The sequence below is a fragment of the Idiomarina sp. PL1-037 genome, from assembly GCF_034422975.1.
Classification (GTDB): Bacteria; Pseudomonadota; Gammaproteobacteria; order Enterobacterales; family Alteromonadaceae; genus Idiomarina.
The window spans coordinates 2,244,300-2,268,973 of sequence record NZ_CP139873.1; the positions used below are offsets into that span (position 1 = coordinate 2,244,300).

General features: G+C 49.4%; 21 protein-coding genes and 1 other RNA gene. 6 read left to right on the plus strand and 16 right to left on the minus strand.

What is annotated here, in order from left to right:
• Positions 1-46 precede the first annotated feature (46 nt).
• From gcvP to gcvT, 3 genes are all read right to left on the minus strand, one after another.
• On the minus strand, positions 47-2,935 hold the full coding sequence (gcvP, locus tag U0358_RS10630) for an aminomethyl-transferring glycine dehydrogenase (protein ID WP_322406234.1): 2,889 nt from the start codon (positions 2,933-2,935) through the stop codon (positions 47-49).
• 125 nt (positions 2,936-3,060) lie between these two features.
• Entirely contained in the window at positions 3,061-3,450 is a 390-nt protein-coding gene (gene gcvH / locus U0358_RS10635; RefSeq protein ID WP_322406235.1) for a glycine cleavage system protein GcvH, read from the minus strand.
• A 50-nt stretch (positions 3,451-3,500) separates the two neighbouring features.
• Positions 3,501-4,580: a glycine cleavage system aminomethyltransferase GcvT gene (gcvT, locus tag U0358_RS10640; protein ID WP_322406236.1), complete on the minus strand. Its 1,080-nt coding sequence runs from the start codon at positions 4,578-4,580 to the stop codon at positions 3,501-3,503.
• Positions 4,581-4,721: 141 nt separating this feature from the next.
• On the opposite strand from gcvT, the gene U0358_RS10645 reads away from it, so the two are divergent.
• Positions 4,722-5,564 (plus strand): LysR family transcriptional regulator, encoded by an 843-nt coding sequence (locus tag U0358_RS10645; RefSeq protein WP_317497367.1) that lies wholly within the window; start codon positions 4,722-4,724, stop codon positions 5,562-5,564.
• Between the two features lie 189 nt (positions 5,565-5,753).
• Here the strand turns inward: U0358_RS10645 and U0358_RS10650 are convergent, their stop codons facing one another.
• Genes U0358_RS10650 through U0358_RS10665 form a run of 4 tightly spaced genes read right to left on the minus strand, consistent with a single transcriptional unit; the run spans position 5,754 to position 10,005 of the window.
• Positions 5,754-6,947: an FAD-dependent oxidoreductase gene (locus tag U0358_RS10650; RefSeq protein WP_322406237.1), complete on the minus strand. Its 1,194-nt coding sequence runs from the start codon at positions 6,945-6,947 to the stop codon at positions 5,754-5,756.
• Entirely contained in the window at positions 6,944-8,110 is a 1,167-nt protein-coding gene (gene ubiH, locus U0358_RS10655) for a 2-octaprenyl-6-methoxyphenyl hydroxylase (RefSeq protein WP_322406238.1), read from the minus strand. Before ubiH ends, U0358_RS10650 begins: the two co-directional genes overlap by 4 nt.
• Positions 8,092-9,414, minus strand: a complete 1,323-nt coding sequence (pepP, locus tag U0358_RS10660) for a Xaa-Pro aminopeptidase (protein WP_322406239.1) — start codon at positions 9,412-9,414, stop codon at positions 8,092-8,094. Before pepP ends, ubiH begins: the two co-directional genes overlap by 19 nt.
• A 24-nt stretch (positions 9,415-9,438) precedes the next feature.
• On the minus strand, positions 9,439-10,005 hold the full coding sequence (locus U0358_RS10665; RefSeq protein ID WP_317497371.1) for a UPF0149 family protein: 567 nt from the start codon (positions 10,003-10,005) through the stop codon (positions 9,439-9,441).
• A gap of 133 nt (positions 10,006-10,138) precedes the next feature.
• On the opposite strand from U0358_RS10665, the gene zapA reads away from it, so the two are divergent.
• Positions 10,139-10,450, plus strand: a complete 312-nt coding sequence (zapA, locus tag U0358_RS10670) for a cell division protein ZapA (RefSeq protein ID WP_317497372.1) — start codon at positions 10,139-10,141, stop codon at positions 10,448-10,450.
• Positions 10,451-10,484: 34 nt separating this feature from the next.
• A non-coding RNA gene (gene ssrS / locus U0358_RS10675) (6S RNA) lies at positions 10,485-10,669 on the plus strand.
• 3 nt (positions 10,670-10,672) lie between these two features.
• Here ssrS and U0358_RS10680 read toward each other — a convergent pair.
• A complete protein-coding gene (locus U0358_RS10680) occupies positions 10,673-12,244 on the minus strand; it encodes an amidohydrolase family protein (RefSeq protein WP_322406240.1) in 1,572 nt (523 codons plus the stop codon).
• 50 nt (positions 12,245-12,294) lie between these two features.
• Between U0358_RS10680 and U0358_RS10685 the strand changes: the two genes are divergently transcribed.
• The 3 genes from U0358_RS10685 (at position 12,295) to serA (ending at position 14,853) form a co-directional block, all read left to right on the plus strand.
• Positions 12,295-12,882: a 5-formyltetrahydrofolate cyclo-ligase gene (locus U0358_RS10685; protein ID WP_322406241.1), complete on the plus strand. Its 588-nt coding sequence runs from the start codon at positions 12,295-12,297 to the stop codon at positions 12,880-12,882.
• A gap of 73 nt (positions 12,883-12,955) precedes the next feature.
• Complete coding sequence (rpiA, locus tag U0358_RS10690) at positions 12,956-13,627, plus strand: ribose-5-phosphate isomerase RpiA (RefSeq protein ID WP_317497375.1); 672 nt, start codon at positions 12,956-12,958, stop codon at positions 13,625-13,627.
• Positions 13,627-14,853, plus strand: coding sequence for a phosphoglycerate dehydrogenase (gene serA, locus U0358_RS10695; RefSeq protein WP_317497376.1), 1,227 nt, complete (start codon positions 13,627-13,629; stop codon positions 14,851-14,853). The genes rpiA and serA overlap by 1 nt, the downstream gene beginning before the upstream one ends.
• Here the strand turns inward: serA and phoU are convergent.
• From phoU to U0358_RS10735, 8 genes are all read right to left on the minus strand, one after another.
• Entirely contained in the window at positions 14,850-15,569 is a 720-nt protein-coding gene (phoU, locus tag U0358_RS10700; RefSeq protein WP_253618975.1) for a phosphate signaling complex protein PhoU, read from the minus strand. The genes serA and phoU overlap by 4 nt on opposite strands.
• 10 nt (positions 15,570-15,579) lie before the next feature.
• Positions 15,580-16,398 (minus strand): phosphate ABC transporter ATP-binding protein PstB, encoded by an 819-nt coding sequence (gene pstB, locus U0358_RS10705; RefSeq protein ID WP_322406242.1) that lies wholly within the window; start codon positions 16,396-16,398, stop codon positions 15,580-15,582.
• A 46-nt stretch (positions 16,399-16,444) separates the two neighbouring features.
• Positions 16,445-18,100: a phosphate ABC transporter permease PstA gene (gene pstA / locus U0358_RS10710; protein ID WP_322406243.1), complete on the minus strand. Its 1,656-nt coding sequence runs from the start codon at positions 18,098-18,100 to the stop codon at positions 16,445-16,447.
• Positions 18,101-18,123: 23 nt separating this feature from the next.
• The gene (locus U0358_RS10715) at positions 18,124-20,388 is read right to left on the minus strand and encodes an ABC transporter permease subunit (RefSeq protein ID WP_322406244.1); all 2,265 of its coding nucleotides are present in this window, start codon (positions 20,386-20,388) and stop codon (positions 18,124-18,126) included.
• Between the two features lie 161 nt (positions 20,389-20,549).
• Complete coding sequence (locus U0358_RS10720; RefSeq protein WP_322406245.1) at positions 20,550-21,527, minus strand: PstS family phosphate ABC transporter substrate-binding protein; 978 nt, start codon at positions 21,525-21,527, stop codon at positions 20,550-20,552.
• Positions 21,528-21,624: 97 nt separating this feature from the next.
• Positions 21,625-22,920, minus strand: coding sequence for a phosphate regulon sensor histidine kinase PhoR (gene phoR / locus U0358_RS10725; RefSeq protein WP_322406246.1), 1,296 nt, complete (start codon positions 22,918-22,920; stop codon positions 21,625-21,627).
• A gap of 17 nt (positions 22,921-22,937) precedes the next feature.
• Complete coding sequence (phoB, locus tag U0358_RS10730) at positions 22,938-23,624, minus strand: phosphate regulon transcriptional regulator PhoB (protein ID WP_011235339.1); 687 nt, start codon at positions 23,622-23,624, stop codon at positions 22,938-22,940.
• 94 nt (positions 23,625-23,718) lie between these two features.
• Complete coding sequence (locus U0358_RS10735) at positions 23,719-24,636, minus strand: AEC family transporter (protein ID WP_317497382.1); 918 nt, start codon at positions 24,634-24,636, stop codon at positions 23,719-23,721.
• Between the last annotated feature and the right edge of the window lie 38 nt (positions 24,637-24,674).

The following is a 24,674-nucleotide window of genomic DNA, read 5'->3' on the forward strand; positions in this document are numbered from 1 at the left end:
CATGTCAGTGATGCATCGAACCTGACGTGAACGTCAGGCTCCCCATCTACCGATACTCTTCAATGCTCGGGCATGAACACATCAGGTTACGGTCGCCAAATACATCATCAATACGGTTAACGGTTGGCCAGAATTTGTCGTAGCCAACAGCTTCAACCGGATAGGTTGCTGTTTTTCTATCGTATGGTCGGTCCCATTCTGCATCGGTAATGTCGGCTAGCGTATGCGGTGCATTCACCAGTGGGTTGTTGTCTTTTGGCCATTCACCGGCGGCTACTTTCTCGGCTTCGGCTTTAATGCTAACCAAAGCTTCAATAAAGCGGTCCAGCTCAGCCTTAGACTCAGACTCGGTCGGCTCAACCATAATGGTACCCGCTACCGGGAAGCTCATGGTTGGCGAATGGAAGCCGTAGTCCTGCAAGCGCTTAGCTACATCAATTTCAGCAATGCCGGCAGCGTCTTTCATTGGGCGCAAGTCGATAATGCACTCGTGCGCAACACGGTTGTTGCGACCACGATACAAGATTTTGAAGTGCTCACTCAGCTTCTCAGCCAGGTAGTTGGCGTTCAAAATAGCGGTTTCTGAGGCTTCACGTAAGCCGCGTCCGCCCATCATGGCAATGTACATCCATGAAATGGTCAGAATGCTGGCACTACCAAACTGCGCAGCAGATACCGCGCCGTTGCCTGCTTTAGGCCCGTCAATATTCACAATGGAGTGGTTTGGCAGGAACTCAGCCAAATGCTGCTTCACGCCAATGGGACCCATACCCGGGCCGCCTCCACCGTGCGGAATACAGAAAGTTTTGTGCAGGTTCAGGTGCGATACGTCAGAACCAATGTAACCCGGTGAGGTTACGCCAACCTGTGCGTTCATGTTGGCGCCGTCCATGTAAACCTGACCGCCATAGCTGTGAACCAGGTCACAAATGTCTTTAATGCCTTCTTCATAAACACCGTGGGTAGACGGGTAAGTGACCATAATGCACGACAGGTTCTCGCCGGCTTCTTCAGCTTTCGCTTTTAAGTCGTCCATATCCACGTTGCCGTGCTTGTCACAGTCAACGACCACCACTTTCATGTTCATCATCTGAGCTGAAGCCGGGTTGGTACCGTGTGCAGAGCTCGGAATAAGGCAAATGTCGCGGTGCCCGTCGCCGCGGCTTTCATGGTACTTCTGAATAGCCAGCAGGCCTGCGTACTCGCCCTGCGCACCGGAGTTCGGCTGCATAGACATAGCGTCGTAACCGGTTACATCAATTAACCACTCAGACAAAGTAGAAACCAACTCGTAATAGCCTTCCGCCTGCTCTGCCGGGCAGAACGGATGCAACTGACCAAACTCAGGCCAGGTCACCGGAATCATCTCGGCGGTGGCGTTCAGCTTCATGGTGCATGAGCCCAGAGAAATCATTGAGTGGTTCAGGGCTAAGTCTTTGTTTTCCAGCTTTTTGATGTAACGCAGCATTTCGGTTTCAGAGTGATACTCGTTAAATACCGGGTGCTGTAAATACTGAGAAGTACGCACTAAGTCAGCAGGGATAGATTCCACGTCACCGCCAGCAACACGGCTGTCCAGTACGTCGATGTCTAAACCGTGGTTGTCGCCAAACAGCGCGGCAAATAAGTTTTCAACGTCATCACGCGTTTTGGCTTCGTCAAGGCTGATACCAAATACGCCTTCGCCGTCAACGCGTAGGTTAAGACCCAGCGCTTTGCTGCGCGCCAATACGTCTGCGGCGTTTTCTTTCATTTCAAAGGTTAAGGTGTCAAACCAGTGGCTGTTCACCAGCTTCACACCTTTGTCCTGCATACCTGACGCGACAATGTCGGTTAAACGGTGAATGCGGTTGGCAATACGACGCAAGCCTTCCGGGCCATGATACACAGCGTAAAACGACGCCATGTTCGCCAGCAGCACCTGCGCGGTACAAATGTTTGAGTTCGCTTTTTCGCGGCGTATGTGTTGCTCACGAGTCTGCATAGCCATACGCAATGCAGGGCGTCCGCGCGAATCTTTAGAAACCCCAATAATACGACCTGGCAATGAGCGCTTAAACTTGTCGCGGGTAGCGAAGAACGCGGCGTGAGGACCACCATAGCCCATTGGTACACCAAAACGCTGAGCGTTACCGAACACCATGTCCGCGCCCATTTCGCCCGGTGACTTCACCATTAACAGGCTCATTAAGTCAGAAGCAACGGCGACAATGGCCTTTTTCTCCTGCAACTCACCAATTAACTGTTCAATGTTGTGCAACTGGCCTTGTTTGTCCGGGTATTGCAACAGTGCGCCAAACACATCGTGGTCAGAGGCTTCACGCGCCGGTCCGACAATAATGTCGAAACCAAAGTATTCGGCACGGGTTTTCACCACGTCAATGGTTTGCGTGTAAACGTTGTCGGCAATGAAAAACGCGTTGGACTTTTTGTTCTTAGAAACCCGCTTCGCCATCGCCATAGCTTCGGCGGCGGCAGTGGCTTCGTCCAGCAGTGAGGCGCTGGCTAAATCCAGGCCGGTTAAGTCCATAGTCATTTGCTGGAAGTTAAGCAGCGCTTCTAAACGGCCCTGAGCAATTTCCGGCTGATACGGCGTGTACGCGGTGTACCAACCCGGGTTTTCCAGCACGTTACGCAAAATAACGTTCGGCACTACGGTGTCGTAGTAACCCATACCAATGTACGAGGTACAAATTTGGTTCTTTTTCGCGATGTTTTTAAGACGAGCCAGAGCTTCGCGTTCAGTTTGCGGCTCCCCTGTTTGCAGGAACGGTTCACGAAGAATCGCACCAGGCACAGTGTCTTTGGTTAATGCTTCTAAAGAATCTACACCCAGCTCAGCCAGCATGGCTTTTTGTTCATCAGCGCCTGGGCCAATATGGCGGCTAATGAATTCATCGTGGTGCTCTAATTGCGTCAGGGTAGTACTGCTCATTTGACTCAGCCTCGTACATTTATCGGAAATTTATCGAAAACTTATCGGATACAAAAAACAATGAACCCCGGCTAAATTCCGGGGCTCAGGACGCTCTGTGTCATTGGTGCTATGCGCCAATGGCCTCAGTCCTCGTCTATTGAAGCCTCGTAAGCATTTGCGTCCAGCAAGTTGTCCAGCTCGCTGCTGTCATCTGCTTTTATACGGAATAACCAGCCGTCACCGTAAGGGTCGTTGTTGACGGTTTCAGGCGCGTCTTCCAGGTCTTCGTTAACCGCAACCACTTCACCGGTCATTGGTGCGTAGATGTCTGACGCCGCTTTTACAGATTCAGCTACAGCGATGTCGTCGCCTGTTGCCACTTTGTCACCTACGTCAGGTAACTCAACAAACACCATGTCGCCAAGAAGCTCCTGCGCATGCTCAGAGATACCTACAGTAAAGGTACCGTCGCCCTCGTCACGAACCCACTCGTGAGTTGATGCGTATTTCAGATCTGCTGGAATATTGCTCATTTTACTTTCCTTCTAACCGGCGTAGCCGGAATGTATTGAATCTTGTTCGATTATAAAACAGATTGACCGTTTCTGACGAAACCTGGCTTAACTACCTTCACCGGCATTTGTTTTTTACGCATTTCCACTTCCGCTGTATCACCAACACTTGATGGAACGCGAGCCATTGCAACTGAGAAACCAAGTGTAGGCGAGAATGTACCAGAAGTGATGATACCTTCGCCACCCTCAACGGTTACTTTTTGACCGTGACGCAGTACACCTTTCTCTTCCATCACAAGGCCAACTAACTTGTCGTGACCTTCAGCTTTTTTCTGCTCTAATGCTTTACGACCAATGAAGTCGCGATCAGCCGGTTCAAACGCTACGCTCCAGCCCATATTGGCTTCCAGCGGCGTGATGTTCTCATCCATGTCCTGACCATACAGATTCATGCCAGCTTCTAAACGCAGTGTATCACGAGCACCCAGTCCACAAGGAGCAACCTCGGCTTTTAGCAAGTCATTCCAAAGGGCTTCAAGCCGCTCGGCCGGAACCACAATTTCGTAGCCTTTTTCGCCGGTATAACCTGTGGTCGCAATAAAGTAATCGCCAACGTCTTTACCCACAAAAGGCTTCATGCCGTCAATTTCTGCGTACTGCTCTGCGGTTAATACGTTTTGAATTTTGTCAGCGGCTTTAGGGCCCTGCAGCGCCAACATACCCATGTCGTCACGCTCTTTGGTGGTGACATCAAAATCGGCCGCAACTTTTTCAATCCATGCCAGGTCGCGGTCACGGGTGGCTGAGTTAACAACCATGCGATAAGCAGTTTCTGAGAAGAAATACACAATAAGGTCATCAATAACACCGCCGTTTTCATTCAACATGCTGGTGTATTGTGCTTTGCCTTCGGTTTTTAGCTTGACAACGTCGTTAGCCAGCAGGTAACGCAAAAACGCCTGAGCCTGAGGGCCTTCTACGTCAACAATGGTCATGTGCGACACATCGAAAACACCGCAGTCACGGCGTACAGCATGGTGCTCTTCAATTTGTGAGCCGTAGTTCAGCGGCATGTCCCAGCCGTGAAAATCAACCATCTTTGCACCCGCTTTTACGTGTGCTTCGTACAGTGGCGTTCTGCTACCCATACCGTGTTCCTTTTCTGTTCACTTTATGTGCGTGTGTATGGGCGCAAATTATAGGCGTGATTCGTTTAAACTTAAAATCAATAATGCTTATAATAGTATTATTTTTTCAAATACCCAGTAATGACTTTATAAAGCGAACCAATGAAACATTTATCCTTAGAAGCCTTACGCAGTTTTAGTGCGGTGATTGAGCTGGGCAGTATGACACTTGCCGGCGAACGCATGGGGCGTTCTCAGCCAGCTATTAGTTTGCAGCTTAAAAAGCTGGAGCAGCAACTGGGCGTTGAATTGCTAACCCGCCAGGGCAACGGCTTTGCCCTTACTGCCGACGGTGACGTGCTGTTTGACTACGCACAGAGAATGTTAGCACTGAATGACCAGGCCTGGGCGCAGTTCGAGCCGCAACAGGTTAGCGGTAAAGTGCGGCTGGGCATTACCAGTGAATTCGCGTCCAGTCTGTTGCCCAAAGTATTGGGGCAGTTTGCTCAGGTTTACCCACAGGTTACGCTGCAGGTGACTTCCGCGTTGAGTAAAGACTTACTGTCCGGGCTAGGGCAGCAGTTTGATATTATTCTGGCACTGCGCGAACAGACCAATAAAAGCGATGTACTGATTCAGCGCGAAGAGCTGGTTTGGGTGGGCTCCCCCGCATTGGTTGAACAGCCCAGCTTGCCTTTAGTTGTGGCTCCGGAAGGATGCATTTACCGCCGCCGTGCCGAACAGAGCCTGCAACGGATACATCAGCCCTACAGAATCACCTACACCAATACAGACTTCTCAGGGCTTACCGCCGCACTGCACAGCAGTTTGGGAATAACCGTACTGGCCCGCAGTACGGTACCAGACAGTGTTTCGGTAATTGATGCGCTTGCCAATGGGAAAAAATTGCCAGCCCCGGGTTCAGTCAACGTCATTATGCGCCTGGCCGGCGGCGCTTCAAGCGCGGCTTCTCAATTAGCGGATTATCTGAAAGCCCGAATTTGAACACCTCACCTGACGTGAACGTCAGGCTTTTATCTACATCTGGTGGGTGCTGAGCCGCTGAGATAGGTGGCGCTTATGGTTGGTACCTATTGGTCAGGGAGTGTGCGGCGCCATGGATGGCGACGCCCAAGCCCTACAGGGACGTATTCACGGGCGTCTCCCTGACCAATAGGTGCCAACCACAGCCGCCTAGCTCTGGGGGTCAGTGCCCAGCGCGATTTCGGCTAGCTTGCGTTTTAAAAAGGTGAGTTTGTTTGGCAGTGCGAAAGCCAGTGCGCGTAGGCCTTTCACTACTGGGTTTGCTGTGCCGAAACCGCGTTTGAACGTTTCCATTGCGGCTATCATTAACTGAGCGTCGGCTTTGCGCTCGCGCTGATACGCACTCAAGGAACGGTGCAATTGCGCCAGCGAAGATAAATCCACACCCTCAACTTTCTCGGTTAAGGCTTTCACGTCACCAAAACCTAAGTTCGCGCCCTGCCCGGCCAACGGGTGAATAGTGTGAGCCGCGTCACCAGCCAAGACAATACGATGCTGATACCATTGGCGGGCGTACTGCATTCTAAGCGGAAAGGCTTTTATATCAGACACACACTCACAGGCACCTAATACCCGCCCTGACTCTGTTTCCACCTGTTTTGCAAAGCGCTCAGGCGGCTCATCAAGCAATTTTCTGGCAAGATCTTCATCGGCAGACCAGACAATAGAAGCCGTATGAGAGTCAGGCGTTGGCAGAAGCGCCAGCGGCCCGGTGGGTAAAAACACCTGACGTGCCACACCATTATGCGGTTGTTCCGTGCGAATGTTCGCCACAATGCCTTGCTGTCCGTAGTCCCAGAAAGAAATTGGTAACTCAGCATACTGACGCACTTTCGAGCGACCACCGTCGGCACCAATTATAAGATCAGCTGACAGTAACCACTCACCAACTTCTATTTCCGCGGGGTGAGACTCATCACCGGCGTGAACCATTGTCCACTCCTGAGTCTGTAAAATCTCAACACCGGCCTGTTCGGCACATTGCCACAAGAAGTGCTCCACAACATTGTTTTCAACAATAGCGCCTAAATCTGCGGCGTTAATTTCCTTTGCTGAAAACTCAATATGAGCGGGGCTGTCTTTGTCCCACACTTGCATGCTCTGGTAGGGGCCACTTCGGTGTTCCTGCACTAAAGGCCAGGCACCGCAGTCTTTTAATACGCTGCGACTGCGATCATTCAACGCACTCACCCGTAAAGCCAGCTCTTCAGAAAGCTCAGGTTGCGAATGCCTTTCCAGCACCATCACTCGCCGGTTCTGCTGAGCCAGGCGTATCGCCAGACTCAGGCCAATCATGCCGCCACCGACAATCACAACATCTAACTTTTTGCGTTTCATGGTCATGGTTGCATCCCCATGGTTAAGCGTGCAAAGGCGGATTTCAGAGGCGAACAATGCTGCAGTAACATCAGCGCACTGTTGCGACCCAAAACGGTGGGTAAATAATGGTTGGAGAAACCACGCACCAGGCCGTCGGTCAGCTTAATAATGGCCTGATAGTCGCGTTCGCGGTTCTGCTCGTAGCCTTGTAAAACGCGGAAATTGCCGGGGTCATCGGTTGTTGCCAGTACTTCACACAACACTTCGGTATCCCGCAGGCCCAGATTAAACCCCTGTCCGGCTATGGGGTGTAAGGCATGCGAGGCGTTACCAATAATGACACTGCGGTGATGGGTTGAGCGTTTAGCCCGGCGTAAAATGAGAGGATAAAAAACCCGCTTCGACACTCCGGTAAATAAGCCTGCACGGTAGCCAAAGGCCTGCTGACAACGGTGTAAAAATTCGGTATCTGACCATTGTTCGGCGGCTTCACGCTGCTTTTCGGTAAAGCTCCACACCAATGAGGCCTGCGAATTCTGCATAGGTAACAAAGCAATGGGTCCGGCTTCGGTAAAACGCTCAAAAGCCCAGCCATCTAAGGGCTGTTTCATGTCTAAGGTGGCAATGCAGCCAAACTGACCGTAGTCGTAGGTATCAGATTTTAACTCAAGCTGCTCGCGCACTAACGAGTTCTGGCCATCGGCGCCAATCAGCAACTTAGTCTGCAATTTCTGCGCGTTATCCAGAGTGAGTTCAACGTAATCCTGCCGCTGTTTCAGCGACTCCAGTCGCACACCGGACAACCAGTTTAAATTAGGCTGTTTCTGGCAACTCAGGTATAGGTTATTCACCAGCTCTGAAGCGGAAACCACGCGCCCCAGCGCCTCAACTTTTTCATGTTCCGCGTGTAATTCGGCTGCGCCGGCAAAACCACGATCAGAAATATGAATGTGTTTTATCGGCGTGCTGTCAATGCCATCGAGCGCGCCAAGGCTTTGTAAGCGCTTTGCTGAGGCAGCTGCCAGCGCAATAATGCGTTTGTCAGCAGGCGGGCCTTCGGCGCGTGGTTCACACACCACAATACGCCAGTCCGGCCGCTGCTGCGCCAGCATTAAGCCGGTTAAGGCACCCACTAAGCTGCCTCCGGCTATAACCACATCAGCCTGAGTTACTGGCTTTTCATCCATTCTTCAATCTCTTCAATGGTTTTCGGTACGCCCGCGGTCATGTTGTCAAAGCCATCGGCTGTTACTACCAGGTCATCTTCAATGCGAATGCCAATGCCGCGCCACTTTTCATCAACCTCGGCGTCTTCCGGAATATAAATGCCCGGTTCTACCGTCAGTACCATGCCCGGCTTAAAGGAAACCGGCTCGCCTTCACTGTTGCGATAGCGACCCACATCGTGAACGTCCAGACCCAGCCAGTGACCTAATCCGTGAATAAAGTAGGTTTTCCAGCGCTGCTCTTTAAAGTTCTCTTCGGCATCACCGGTTAAAATACCCAACTCGGTAAGACCGTCGCTAATCACCCGCGCTGCGGCTTCGCTCGCCTTAACCAGATTACTGCCGGGTTTTATTTCAGCAAAGGCGGCCTGCTGAGCTTTCAGCACTAAGTTGTAAAGTATGCTTTGTGGCTCACTGAACTTGCCATTCACCGGGAAAGTACGGGTAATATCGGCGGCATAGCCCTGATATTCGGCACCGGCATCCACTAATAGCAAATCGCCGTCGTGCAGTACGTCGCGGTTGTCGGTGTAATGCAAAATGCAGGCGTTTGCACCGCCGCCACTAATAATGCCATAGGCCGGATGCAAAGCGCCGTTCATAGCAAACTCGTGATGCAACTCCGCCGCTACCTGATACTCATGCTTTCCGTCTTCAACAAAACGCATAATGCGACGAAACGCTCCCGAACTGATGCGTGCCGCTTCTTTCATGACTGCAATTTCTGCGTCGGACTTAATTAAACGCATGGCATCCAGGTTAGGCCTCAAGTCAGACAAGCTCTGAGGCGCCAGCTTGCCGCTTCGTCTGGCTTTAACACTCACTTCGTCACGAGCTTCACTGACTAACTCGGCCAGTATTGAATCTTCACCCATAGGGTAAAAAACCGATTCAATGCCCTGCAACAATTCGGGTAAGCGCTCGGGCAAAGTATCCAGGTCTTCTGCGCTGTCGACACCTAAGGCTTCAACGGCATTTTCATACCCCAGACGCAAGCCATGCCAGACTTCGTGCTTTGGGTCTTTGTCCTGACAGAATAAAACACTGCGTGGGTTGCTGTCGTTGATCAGCAGCAAGACAGCGTCCGGTTCGTTAAAACCGGTTAAATAGAAAAAGTCGCTGTTTTGCCGGAACGGAAACTCGGTATCGTTGCTACGGGTAACTTCGCTGCTGGCGGCAACCAATGCCAGTGAATTTGCCGGCAACAATTGCAATAACTGCTGCCGGCGCTGGTTAAATTCGTCCTGCGGAATAACGTCTTTCATCAACGACCTCAACTCCGTCAGTAATTAATGTAAAGTTTTGGGCGGCTGGTTCGCGGGCTGCTCTTTTCGGCCTAACTCGGTGTAGCACATCATGGCTGAAACACGCAGATACTCGACAATTTCGGTGTAGGCTCGTTCTTCTTCCTCATCACCATCGTCAGTAAATTCTATTTTTGCCAGCTCGACCATGTCTTCAATGGCTTCTTTTAAGTCACCACTTAAGTTGGTCATATTTTCCTGGTTCACACCGTAGCCCACTAAAAAGGCATTGACCCAACCAGCCAGTGCGCTTAATCGGTCAGATAACGGCGTTGTGTCTTCAGGTAATAGTAAGCGGTAGCCTAAGTCCTCGTCGCCCAGCGAGTGCTCAATTTCTTCGGCCTGTTGCTGCAGCAAATTCTCCAGCTCGACAGGCAAGCCCTGGCCGTCGTATGCCAGGTCTGACATTAATATCATTAATTCATTGCTTTTGGCGTCGCTACCGGTGGCTATTAGCCCGGTTAACATGCCCTGCACTTCCGACGCACTGGGCGTCATATCGTATTGTGCGTAAAGCTCAACTAAACGGTCATAATTAAAACGTGTCGACATTCACATTCTGCCTTTGGTTAATCTTGCCCTAATCCTAACACTGGCTTTACGTAATCGCTAGCTGACAAACACCGGTAGCTCATGCCATAATGCCCTTATCAACGCTGTTGAGTCAGTTGCAAGGAGTCTTTGAATGGCCGCAAAAACCATGGATATAAAATTACTGGAACGTAACTACAAAGTAGCCTGTCCGGTTGGTCAGGAAAGTGCGTTACAGCATGCGGCAGATGCGCTTAACGAAAGGCTTGAAAAAACCAAGGAGCGGACCCAACTGACTAACGTGGAACAGATAGCAGTAATGACAGCTCTGAACTTGTGTCATGAATGGATTCAGGATCAGAATGAACAATCTGCAAAAACTGCTAAACTGGAAGAGAAAATTCAGTTGCTTCAGGCAACCATTGAACAGGCTATGAGTGAGCAACGCTCACAACGTAACCGTTAACGGTCAACCTAAAGCAACATTGTAAACCTTTTGCGGTTTCCTGGGGTGTTTGCCAGCAGGCTTATGTCCCTGAGCCGATGCTTGTATTAAAAGGGGATCACTGGCCTGCCATGAGCAAGCCCGGCTTGAACCGGGAAGCCTACGGCAGATACCATTTGCTCCCCGCCTTGAACCAATGGGTTCAAGGGCTACAGCCAGCAGCGGCACCTTGGGAAGCCACCCTTATTTTTCGCGATCCGCCTTTTCCTCAGCAACAATGGCTTTAACGTCCTGCAACAGTTGCTGAGCATCGAAAATAATACCGTCCTTAATGGTGTACTGGATGCCTTCAGTGCGCATGGGCTGGTTATTGTCATTTAGTTTGAAATGCCCGGTGCCGTACAGCACTTTAAAGTTATCCATCGGGTTTTCATTCACAATGACCATATCGGCTTTTTTACCAATGGCCACTGAACCAATCTCGTCTTCCATGTTCAGTGCTTCGGCACCTGCCAGGCTGGCCGCATGAATAACCTCTAACGCGTTTAGACCCGCTTCGCGCAGTAACTCCAGCTCGCGAATGTAACCAAAACCGTAAATTTTGTAGATGTACCCGGCGTCAGAACCCACCGTAATGCGACCGCCGTTGGCGTGGTAGTCTTTTAAGAAGGCCATCCACTTCTGGTAATTCTTTTTCCAGGCAATTTCGTTGTCCGTGGTCCAGTCAAACCAGTACGAACCATGTGCATAGCGGCTGGGTTCAAAAAAGTCCCATAACCGTGGCAGAGTATATTCGTCGTGCCATATGGCCTGGCGCTCACGCATTAAGTCACGCGAGGCTTCGTAAATGGTTAAGGTGGGGTTAATGGTGAAATCCAGTTCAATGAGTTCGTCACGCACCGCGTTCCATTTTTCAGAGCCCGGCTCTGCCGCCGGCTTCCATAAACGCCCGGCTTCTTCAAAACGGTTTTGCTCGTTGTTGTAGTTATAATCTGCCGGGTAGTCCTGCACGCGCTGCTCTTCAAACAAAGCCTCCGGCAAACCATACCAGTGCTCCATTGAAGTTAGGCCCAGGCGCGCCGAATCCAGTGCGCTCATTGACATCACATTCAGTTGCGCGTGATGCATCATAGTGCCTAAGCCCTGCTCGTTGGCTTCGTCCAGCGCCGCTTCCATCACCTTACGCGAGGCACCGAAAAACTTAATGCCTTTTGCGCCCTGGTCTTTTATATACCGAACCCACTCGCGCGCCTGTTCGCCATTATAAATGGGTTTATCCCAGCCTTGTCCGAAACCAACGTAGGGAATAATTCGCGGCGACGTAATGCGGTTGTCCGCAGCGCGTTCTTCATGCCACTGAACCCAGTCCAGACCGTTAAAGCTGCCCGGCTCACGAATGGTGGTAATACCATGTCCTAACCATAGCTTCAGCACGTATTCCGCCGGAATGCCTTTTGCCGAGCCGCCAATGTGCGCGTGCATATCGACAAAGCCCGGTAAAATATATTGTCCGCTCACATCCAGTTCTTTGTCGTTTGCGCCCGCTTCAGGCCGCCCTTCCGGCTTAATTGGCACGCCTGGGTTACCCACGCTGACAATATTCACGATACGATCGTTCTCAATGACAATATCCACCGGGCCAAATGGCGGCGCACCTTCACCGTTAATTAATGTGCCGCCACGTAAAATAAGGCGTTCGTATGGACCTTCGCCACGGTCACGTTCCGGGGCTTTTGGTGGTGCTTGCACAGCATAGGCTGCAACCGTAAAGGCCATAGCAACCATGGCTAAAGCTATCGTTTTTATCGTTTTCATCGGTTATCCTCAGGATATTCTTCAGCGTTTAACTCAAAGCAGACTCTAGCATGACCCGACAGAACCTTAGACGCAAGTTACAGCAGATTCGCCGCAATTTACCCGCCGAACAGCAACAGACGGCAGCGCACGATGTTGCCAACAGACTGCAGCAGTGTTTAAGCCATCTGCAACCAGCGCAAACCACAGTAGCCGTCTATAAAAGTTTTGACGGTGAACTGCCAACCGCTCCGGTTATTGAAAAGCTGTGGCAACTGGAGTTTCACACCGTTTTGCCGGTGCTTCACCCGTTTGCTAAAGGTCATTTGCTGTTTTTACGCTATACTCCTGATACCCCTATGACGCTGAACAAGTACGGTATTCAGGAGCCCGAATTAAACGTACAGAACGTGGTGCCACTATCGGATATTCAGATACTACTTATGCCTCTTGTCGGATTCGATCAAAACGGAAACCGGCTGGGTATGGGCGGCGGCTATTATGATCGTACTCTGGCTCAATGGCATAACGGTTATCAACCCAACTTATCACCTATAGGGTTAAGCTATAACGAACAACAGCTTGAAAGGATTCCTGCCGAAAGCTGGGACATTCCATTACCGGAAGTGATCACACCGGCAAAGCACTGGCGTTTCTGAAGTAAAGAAACGTCGATAAAAACCAACAAATTCCTTATACTGGCGCATAAAAAACAAACGGAGAAAAACGCTCATGTCAGGCAACGCTGATGCACTCAAAAAAGCGGCAGCAGAAGCTGCTATGCAATACATTGAAGACGGCACTGTGGTCGGAGTCGGCACCGGCTCAACGGTAAACTTTTTTATCGATGCACTGGCCGAACGAAAGCATGACATAGAAGGCGCGGTATCCAGTTCTGAAGCCTCAACGGAGCGCTTGAAGTCTCACGGCATTGAAGTGTTTGAGCTTAACTCAGTTGTGGAGGTGCCCGTTTACGTAGACGGAGCTGACGAAATTACTGAGCACGGCCAAATGATTAAAGGCGGCGGTGGTGCATTAACCCGCGAGAAAATTATTGCCGCCGTAGCCAGGAAGTTTGTTTGCGTTGCAGATGAAAGCAAAATGGTTGGCCGCCTGGGTCAATTCCCGGTACCGGTTGAAGTGATTCCTATGGCGCGCTCTTACGTTGCCCGTGAAATTGTGAAACTGGGCGGCGACCCGGTGTGGCGTCAGGGTTTTACCACCGACAACGGCAACTGGATCCTCGACGTGCATAACTTCGATATTATGGAGCCAATGAAACTTGAAGCTGAGCTGAATAATATTGTCGGCGTGGTCACTAACGGACTGTTTGCCCAGCGTGGCGCTGATATCGCTTTAATTGCTCGTGAAGACGGAGTACAAACCCTGAAGGTAAGTGGCTAATGCAGATATCACTGGCAAAAGACAAAATCAAAGTTTTGCTGCTGGAAGGCGTTCACGAAAGCGCCATTCAGCTGTTTCGGCATCATGGCTACCATAATCTGGAAATTCTGCAGACGTCGTTGAATGAAGACGAGCTGTGCGAAAAAATTAAAGACGCTCATATTCTTGGTATACGCTCACGCAGCCAGTTAAATGACCGAGTGTTTGCCGCTGCCGAAAAGCTCATTGCCGTGGGTTGCTTTTGCATTGGTACCAATCAGGTTGACTTAGGAGCGGCGAAAAAGCACGGTGTTATTGTTTTTAATGCGCCTTTTTCAAATACCCGCAGTGTTGCTGAGCTGGTTTTAGCCGAAGTTATTATGTTGTTACGCGGCATTCCGGAAAAAAATGCTGTAGCTCACGAAGGCGGCTGGCTGAAGTCAGCTAAGCAGTCTTATGAGGCACGCGGAAAGATACTGGGCATCGTCGGCTATGGTCATATCGGCAGCCAGCTCAGTGTTCTGGCCGAGCAACTCGGTATGCACATTCGTTACTTTGATATTGAAGACAAACTGCCCATGGGCAATGCTCAGTCCGTTCCCACTCTGGACGACTTGCTGGCACAGGCCGACATCATCACTTTGCACGTGCCGGAAAATGAGCAAACTCAGTGGATGATAGGCCGCCGCCAAATTGAGCGTATGAAGCCAGGCAGCCTGCTGATTAACGCGTCGCGCGGAACCGTTGTGGACATCGACGCTCTTGCCGAAGCCTTGTCGTCACGGCACCTTGCCGGCGCAGCTATTGATGTGTTCCCGGTTGAACCCAAAGGCAACAGCGATGAATTCCTGTCCCCTTTGCGCGGCCTGAAAAACTGTCTGTTAACCCCCCACATTGGCGGTTCAACCTTAGAAGCTCAGGAAAACATTGGCGTTGAAGTGGCCGGAAAGCTGGTGCGTTATTCCGATAACGGCTCTACTCTTTCTGCGGTGAACTTCCCTGAAGTTAGCCTGCCGACACACGCAACAGCGCAACGCCTACTGCATATTCATAAAAACCAGCCGGGTATGCTAAACGCCATTAACCGCATTATCAGTGACAACGAAATTAACGTGGTAGGTCAGTACTTACAAACGGATGAGGACGTTGGCTACGTGGTGATGGACATCGACAGCGATAACGGTGCCGATGTATTGCAGCAACTGAAAGACATTCCGGGCACGATTCGCGCCCGGCGCTTATTCTAGTCTTTTTTACCCATAACCGTGCGTTCCATGCTCTCTGGTGAGACATGGCGCACGTCTTTGCCTTTCACAAAGAAGATAATGTACTCGGCAATATTCTGACAACGGTCACCAATACGCTCTAAAGAACGTGCAGACCAAAGAACATTCATGATTTTTGGAATAGAGCGAGAGTCTTCCATCATGTAAGTCATAAGCTGACGTGTCAGCGCCTCATATTGACGGTCAGCCTGTTCGTCCTGTTGATGCACGTCGTAAGCCGATTCAAGATCCATGCGCGCAAAAGCGTCCAGAACTTTATGCAACATGCTTAATACTTGCTGTCCAAGGTTCTCCAGACTCACCAACAGCTGCTGCTGATCGTTGTTGAAGCTTTCTTTTGCAACCTTAGCAATGCGTTCAGCTTCATCACCAATACGCTCTAAATCAGCAATGGTTTTGATAATAGCAATAACCAGACGCAGGTCACTGGCAGCCGGTTGACGCTTAGCAATAATATGCACGCACTCTTCGTCAATCTGCACTTCCAGCTTATTGACTTTATGGTCACTGCTCAGTACTTTTTCGGCCAGCTCGGCGTCGCCTTTCTGAATTGCAAGCAACGCATCCTGCAGCTGTTTTTCAACTAAGCCCCCCATGCTCAATACACGGTTACGCACAGCCTCAAGTTCCTCGTTGAACTTGCCGGAAATGTGCTTGTTCATATTCATCTTATCCATGACACTCTCCTTAACCGTAACGACCGGTAATATAATCTTCTGTTTGCTTCTCAGACGGGGTCGTAAACAGAGTATCAGTATCGGCGTACTCAATCAGTTTACCCATATACAAAAATGCGGTCTGGTCTGAGACACGAGCAGCCTGCTGCATGTTATGCGTAACAATTACCACCGTATATTTGTCTTTCAAATCGGTGATCAGTTCTTCAATGGTCAAAGTAGAAATAGGATCCAAAGCAGACGTTGGTTCGTCCAACAAAAGAATTTCCGGTTCAATGGCAATAGAGCGCGCGATAACCACTCGCTGCTGCTGACCGCCCGACAAGCTAAACGCACTAGCGTTTAACCGGTCTTTTACTTCATCCCATAAGGCCGCGCCGCGCAAGGACTTTTCCACCGCTTCATCCAGTACACGTTTGTCTTTTACACCCTGTAAGCGTAGACCATAAACCACATTCTCATAAATAGATTTAGGGAATGGATTCGGGCGCTGGAATACCATACCTACGCGGCGACGCAGAGCAGCAACATCAACATTTTTGTCGTAGATATTGTGGCCGTGCATATCAATCTGACCCTCGATACGACAAATTTCGACGAGATCGTTCATGCGGTTAATGCAGCGCAAAAGCGTTGATTTACCACAGCCCGATGGCCCGATAAACGCCGTTACACGGTTATTGGGAATTCGCATAGAAATATTGTGCAACGCCTGATCTTCACCGTAGTAAAGACTCAGGTCTTTAATATCTAAAGCAGTCTGTTCTGCTGGCAAGTTGTGTAAGTCCAGCTTTTCTAAGTTGCTTGTACTCGGATTTACCGAAATCATAAGTTCAGACCTTTTCGCTAATTCATCAAAACTTTCATGCTCAACTTTAGTGCTCAAGTGAGCGGTATTTTTCACGTAAGTGGTTACGCACGCCAATGGCCGTTAAATTCAAACCAACAATAATGGTGATCAGCAAGAATGACGTGGCGTAAACCAACGGCCGGGCTGCCTCGACGTTCGGGCTCTGGAAGCCTACGTCGTAAATATGGAAGCCCAGGTGCATAAATTTTCTATCCAGATGGAAGTAAGGGAAGTTTCCGTCCACCGGCAGCATAGGTGCCGATTTAACGACCCCAACCAGCATCAGTGGTGCAACCTCACCAGCTGCCCTGGCGACCGCGAGAATCAGACCGGTCATAATAGCCGGTGATGCCATCGGCAGAACAATACGCCAAATGGTTTCCCACTTCGTTGCACCCAAAGACAAGCTGCCTTCACGCAATGCTGGTGGGATTCGCGAAAGTCCCTCCTCGGTCGCAACAATCACCACAGGCAATGTCAATATCGCCAGAGTAACAGCAGACCATAAAACGCCCGGCGTACCAAAAGTCGGATTCGGTAAGGCTTCGGGGTAGAAAATTTGATCGAGACTACCACCCACCATATAAACAAAGAAGCCTAGACCAAATACGCCGTAAACAATCGACGGTACCCCGGCGAGGTTAATGACAGCAATACGAATTAATTTAGTGACGGCATTTTTGCCCGCGTATTCATGTAAGTAGACGGCCGCAATAACACCAAACGGAGCGACAATAACGGACATTAACAGCACCATAAATACGGTACCGAAAATCGCAGGGAACACCCCGCCTTCGGTATTCGCTTCGCGAGGTGGCTCTGACACAAATTTGCCAATTTGTTGGAAAAAGTGGCCCAGTTTGGCAAAAAAGCCCATGTCATTAGGAAAGTTAACGTCCAGCACCCGGTACATAGGCACTTTGATTTCCTCACCACGCATATCGCGCATGATCAGCGAATCGCGTCCCGCTTTATCACGAAGTGCAAACAGCTCTTTCTCATACTCCAGATACTGACTCTGCAACTCTTCACGACGGCGTTCAATGTCGTTTATCGCTTCTTCAGTCAGAGTACCGCTAAGCTCAAGGCCACGGCGTTGCAGGTTCAATTGCGTTAACTCATAATTAATAGCGCCAATTTCACCTTCCTGCAGTGCCATTGCTTGTTCATTCAGCTCGACTGCTCGTTCCATACGTTGAAACAGCTCTTCTCGCAAGTTGCCTTCTGTCGCAACTTGCTCCCCCTGCTGCTCAATCGCAACTGGATAGCCATAGAAGTTGCCATCTTTGGTGCGCTCAATAACCGCCAGTTCAGCCGGTGTTTCATCGCTGCGAATCGCCGGCCCTAACACCCAGGCAAAATCGAGAGGTACGTACTCACGGTTACCAATTTTCATCAGGTAACGAGTCACTTCCTCTTCTTCGTAACCATCCATGATGGTACCCGAGTTACTGACTCGTGATATCGGCACCGACTCGCTCTCATAAATTTCACCAATGAGCGTGCGGGTTGAACCGTCAGCCTGTTCGATCGACATTTCATGAATGGCGGCGGGCCAGAAAAACGACAATCCACGCCAGCCAATCATTATGACCAATCCGATAACCGCAATCAGGCTGATACTGACTGAACCGGCGGTTAACCAGATCCAGGGCTTTCCGGACTTAAACCATGTATTCATTGAATTAAACCTCTGTTCCGGAATTACATCGAGCTGTATTTGTCGCGCAGACGTTGGCGGACAAATTCAGCAATGGTGTTAAAGAAAAAGGTAAATATGAACAGCACAAAGGCTGCCAGGAACAAGATTCGGTAGTGTGAACTGCCAACCTCCGACTCCGGCATCTCGACCGCTATATTTGCAGACAAGGTGCGCATACCTTCGAAGATATTCCAGTCCATGATGGGTGTGTTACCAGTAGCCATCAGAACAATCATGGTTTCACCTACGGCACGCCCAAGCCCCATCATAACTGCCGAGAAAATTCCCGGGCTGGCTGTTAGCAGCACCACTTTAGTCAAGGTTTGCCATGGTGTAGCGCCCAGCGCCAGCGAACCATTCGATAAATGTTTCGGTACACTGAATACGGCGTCTTCCGCAATTGAGAAAATGGTCGGAATAACCGCAAAGCCCATCGCTATACCAACAACCAGCGAGTTACGTTGGTCAAAGGTTATACCAAGCTCATTGGTTAAATAGCCACGCACATTGCCATCGAACAACACTTGCTCAACCCAGGGGCTAAGGCCAAACGATAACCACCCGACCAAAATAACGATAGGTATGAGCAGTAAAGCCGCACGTCCGTCGGTAACGGTGTTACGAATATGGGATGGTAACTTCGACCACAGGAATGCAGTCAATATAATTGCTGACGGCACCAGCAGAAAAACGGCTATCAGGCCCGGAAGATACCTCTCAATTATCGGCGCCAGCCAAAGACCCGCCAAAAAGCCGAGAATAACCGTCGGTAAGGCTTCCATGATTTCAACGGTCGGTTTGACGTATTTTCGTACCGACGGAGACATAAAGTACGCCGTATAAACCGCTGCGGCCAAACCAATAGGCACAGCAAACAGCATTGCATACGCTGCGGCTTTGATGGTACCAAAAGCAATGGGGACCAAGCTGTATTTAGCTTCGAAGTCATCGGAACCAGAGGTCGACTGCCAGGTGTAGTCAGGCTCAGGGTATCCTTCATACCAGACTTCCTGCCACATAGCGCTCCAGGTAACCTCGGGGTGTTCGTTCTTAATATCAAACACACTGAAGCGATCACCACTTTGCATAATCAGGTAGTTGGCACGTGGGTCGACCATGACATGCTCTAAACTCGCCTCGAGAGGATTCCCCCGGTACAAGTCCGCCTCTGATGTCGTATAGAATATACCCAGTTCCCCATTTTCTGAAACGGTATAAAAAGTACGCCGATAGTATTCAACTTCAATATCTTTAACCGGCGAGCCAGCATCAAATGAGCGAATGTATTGATATTGACGACCTTCATCTGTCGATACCTGGAACCACTGTGTTACCAGCCCGGTATCATGAGTCACCAATATAGAGCTTGCTCCGGCCATTAAATAGAGGCCCGTGGCATTACCCTGCTCACGCGCATTAACCAGCATTAATTCACGCTCACTTACCTGACCTGAAATTCCGACATCGAATACATGAATTCGGTTACCGCGACGCGCCATAACCTGGCGTAAGTCCGGGGTGACAATTAAGTCATCGATAGTACCGTTTAGCGTCACTTTATGAAAAACCGGCTTTAATGTCGTTTCGCCAGTCATAAAGTTTTCTTCTGCTGCGTACTTAGTAATAAGCAGATTATTGCCGCCCTGCACAGCAGCAAACATCATGGTGTCACCGTCACTCTCGTAAGCCAGTTTTTCTAAAGCCTGACCACTTTCATCGACAACTAATGGTTCGCCATTATTCAATACCTCCACACGCGGCGTTATCGTGCGCTCAAGTGTGCCTTTTTCAGGGTCTTCAGCAAAAGACACTTTAAATTTAGGCTGAGCCACCATCGCTGTACCGTCGCTCAGACCGTATGCGTACTGCTTGTTGACCGGCAGAGTACTGGCAAAGCTGGTTATTTTGTCATCAGGGACCACTTCTTTTGAGTCGATGATATCGCCAGCCTTGCGCTTAACGATGGACTTATCAGCCAGTGCGAAGAACTCAAATTTCCCCGATTTCATTAGACGGTAGCCAATTTCGGCCTGCTCTTCCATGCCAAGTGCTTCTACATCATCACTGTTTGGCAATGAAAAGCTCTGTTCCTCTTTTAAGGAAACCGACTCGAAAATAGGCTGAACAACATAAAGCAGATAGAAAAAGATAAGCAACAGCGCTACCAGCACCATAATGCCACCTAAAGTGACACCATAGCGAGCGGCACGATCTTTAAATAGTCGTCCCCGGTTAGCGGCTAATTGTTGAGCTGACAGTGATGCCATCAGAAACCTCAGGTTTGAATACGCGTTACTAAAATTCTGCAAACAGTTTAGTTGAAAAATATGACAGTATTGTTACACCACTGTCATATTTTCTTAATAATGCAGTAATAGTTATAAAAAAGCCGGTAGCAAGCTACCGGCCATTCAGTTTTTAGAGAAAATTATTCTAAGCCAAGCTTCTTCAGTTCAGCTTCTACCACCGCATTTGGCAATCCGATGTAACCGTCTTTATTGACGATATCCTGACCTGTTTTTGACAAAATCATGCGTAGGAATTCACCTTCTGCTTTGCCCAGAGGTTTCGTCGGGTGCTTATTCACGTAAATGTAAAGGAAGCGAGCTAATGGGTACTGACCTGCCAACGCATTCTCAGGTGTCGCGCCAATAAATTCCTGACCTTCAGCTTTCGCGATAGGTACCGCTTTAACGCCTGACGTCACATAACCAATACCGGAATAACCAATCGCATTAATTGAAGTTGAGACTGACTGCACAACAGACGCTGAGCCTGGTTGCTCGTTCACATTTGAACGAAAATCGCCGTCACATAACCCCACTTCTTTAAAGTAACCGTAGGTGCCGGATACTGAGTTACGGCCATAAAGCTGTAAGTCACGATTCGTCCACTCACCTTCCATACCCAGGTCGCCCCAACGGTTCACTTGCTCGTTCAAGCCACATTTGCGAGTTGATGAGAATATTGCATCAACTTCTGGAATAGTCAGTCCTTCAATTGGGTTATCTTTGTGTACGAATACCGCCAGCGCATCAATGGCAACGCGGACCGGAGTTGGCTTGTAACCGTGGCGTTTTTCAAAAGATTCGATTTCTTTTGACTTCATTGCACGACTCATAGGACCGAAGTTTGACGTACCTTCAGTTAAGGCCGGAGGCGCTGTTGAAGAACCAGCCGCCTGAACCTGAATGTTCACGCTTGGGTAGTTGCGCTTAAACTCTTCACTCCAGAAGGTCACCATATTAGCTAAGGTATCAGAACCAACTGAAGATAAGTTGCCTGATAAACCGCTGACTTTTTCGTATTCTGGTAAATCGTCAGTTGCCGCAGCTAACGAGCTAAACGCCAGTGAACCCGCAACCACTAAACCGGTTAATGTTTTGTTCAAAGTTGATTGAAACATAGTGTATTCACCTCTAAAGGTTATTGAACTGTTTTCGAATTGTGGTCAGTTTAAGACGGTTATGTGACAGCTTTATGACAATATGAAAATTTTATGACTAGCTGACTAATAGTCCACTCGGTATTCGAAATGAAAAACGACTGCCCTTTTCCAGCGAGCTATTAATGTCCAATTGCGAGTTGTGATGTTCTATTGCGTGCTTCACTATCGACAGCCCCAAACCAGTACCGCCACTGGCACTGTTGCGATCATCCTCAACCCGGTAGAAACGTTCGGTAAGGCGCGGCAAGTGTTCTGCAGCAATGCCTTTACCATTATCTTTCACGCTAAACTCAACGCCGCCGGCTATGGTTTTCCAGGTGACTTTTATTTCACCGCCGTCGGGTGTGTAATTAATGGCGTTCGTTATTAAGTTCTGCATCGCACTGCGCAGCAAGTTTTCTTTGCCGTAAACCCGTACAGGTGCAACGTCAAACTCAATCTTATGTTGTTTCGTTTCATTTAAACGCTTCGCTTCAGACTCTAACTGCTCTAGCAAAGCTGGCGTATCAACTTCGTGGTCAAAGACATCGTTGCTTGGCGTTTCCATGCGCGACAACGTGAGCAGTTGATCGACCAGGTTGGCCATGCGGGTACTTTGGGCATTCATGTTTTCGACTGCTTTTTTCAGCATGGCTGGCGGCGTCTGTTGCGGCTCATCCATCATTTCCAGATAACCCTGCAATACTGTCAGCGGCGTTTTCAGTTCGTGAGACACGTTTGCCACAAACTCACGACGTAAGTTCTCCAGTCGCTTTACCTGAGTTACGTCACGGGCAACCAGAAGAAACTGGTCTTCGCTGTACGGCATAATGCGAATTTCAATGTCCAGACTTTCACGAATGGGCGAAGGGATCGTCAGTTCTTCTTCAAAATTACCGGCGTTCAGGAAGGCATAGAATTCAGGGTGTCGAATCAGGTTAGATAACCGCTGTCCGGCATCGTCTGGCCAACGCAAACCGAAATAAAACTGCGCCAGCTTATTACTCCACAGCAATGCACCGTCGGCACGGAACACAATAGCAGCGTCAGGCAAAGCTTCAGCCGCTTCACGAAAACGTCGTAATAAGCGAGCTAAAGATTTACGTCTTTTCTGACTGCGTCGCTGCGAGCGATAAATACCATCGTAAATATAAGACCAACTGCCCGGCGCAGACGGCGGCATTAAAGTGCGACTTTGCCACAACCATTTAATGAGCTTTTGCTGATAGTAATAATGCCAGCAAACCAGTCCTAATAACGCCAAAGCCATGACCGGCCAGAACAGGTCAAACAGCCAGCCAATAAATAAAAAAGGCAGCAGGAATAAGGCAAGATGAGTTAATGACTGCCAGTTAGAGTAGTTCCTGTCCATATTAAATCAGCCTGAGCTTAGCGACTTGAAAAACGATAGCCAACTCCCCGAACCGTTTGAATCAAACGGTCGTAACCATGTTCGGTCAGGGCTTTACGCAGACGACGGATATGAACATCGACCGTCCGGTCTTCAACATACACGTTAGTACCCCAAACGTGGTCCAGCAGCTGTTCACGGCTGTATACCCGCTCCGGGTGTGTCATAAAAAAGTGCAATAACTTAAACTCGGTCGGCCCCATGTCGATGCCTTTGTCGTCGACCGAAATACGGTGCGAGACTGGATCGAGTTTTAAACCTTCAACTTCCAGCGGTTCATCGAGCACGGTTGGTGCAACGCGGCGAAAAACGGCGCGCATGCGGGCCATCAGCTCTTTTGGAGAAAAAGGTTTGGTAATATAGTCATCAGCGCCGACTTCCAGGCCTTTCACTTTATCCTCTTCCTCGCCTCGTGCCGTGAGCATAATAATGGGGATATTGCGGGTGAAATCATCGCCTTTAATTTTTTTTGCCAGTTGCAGACCCGAACCGCCCGGAAGCATCCAGTCCAGTAACACCATGTCTGGGTATGGTTCAGCAATTTTATCGACAGCAGCGTCAAAGTCGTTGGCTTCCACAGCTTGATAACCGTGTTGTTCCATAACAAAGCTCAACATCTCACGAATAGGCGCTTCATCTTCAACTATTAGAATTCTACGTGACATGCATTGTTTCCCTAATATGAACTGATGCTTCAATTATTACGAAAGAATATGACACTTTTATGAATCTAGACACATCTCTGTCAAATTTCTTATATCAATGCGCAGAGAGTAACTGTAATAATTGGTAAACAATGGGTAAGGAAACAAAGGCAAATAAGATGCCGTAACCGACCATAGCCGCCGACAAACGCGGCGCCAGCCCAGCCATAATAGCCACTGCGCCTGCTGTTATCATAGGCGGCATGGCACTTTCAAAAATAGTGACCTGAACCAGAGTACTGTCAAAACCGAAGCCATACAACAAGCCAACGGTAATAAGAGGCATTAAGACCAACTTAGTCAGTAAACCGATAGTTAATGGCGTTTTACTGCCCTTAGGCAAACGGAATTTCAACTGAAAACCTACCGCTATCATAATGACCGGCACTAATGTCACCGCCAACGAATCAATGAGCCGCTGAAAAACTTCCGGATAAACCAGAGACTTTGTTAACAACGCAATAATTAGCGCAATAAAAGGCGGAAACGTCACAATTTGACGGGTAACACTGGCCACTGTGGGTTTATCGTCCTGTTCACGGTACAAAGCGATAACAATGGTCGAGTAAATTGCCAGACCAAAAAAGGAACCAAACTGGTCGTACAGTAATCCGTAGACAATGGCGTCACTGCCGTAGAAGGCTTCTATCATTGGGAAACCAAAAAACGAGGTATTGCCCAATGGCACACAAATAAGTAATGCGCCGACCACTTCCCGAGGCCATTTAAAGGCTCGCCCTAACAACCATATGAAAACAGCACTAAAGACTAAAAGAACCCAGGGAATAACAACTGGGATCAGCAGATCAGTGGAAAACTCCAGAGCCGGAACTTTACTGAATATAACGCCGGGCAAGGCAGCGTAGATAACATAGAGATTAAGAACTTGCGCGGTATTTTCCGGGCACTTGCCGGTACGCTTCAGGATAAAACCAATGAGTAAGTAGAGCCCCAATACAGCGAGGTTGATCATAGCGTACAGATAGGTTGAGAGTGACCGCTATAGTGTAG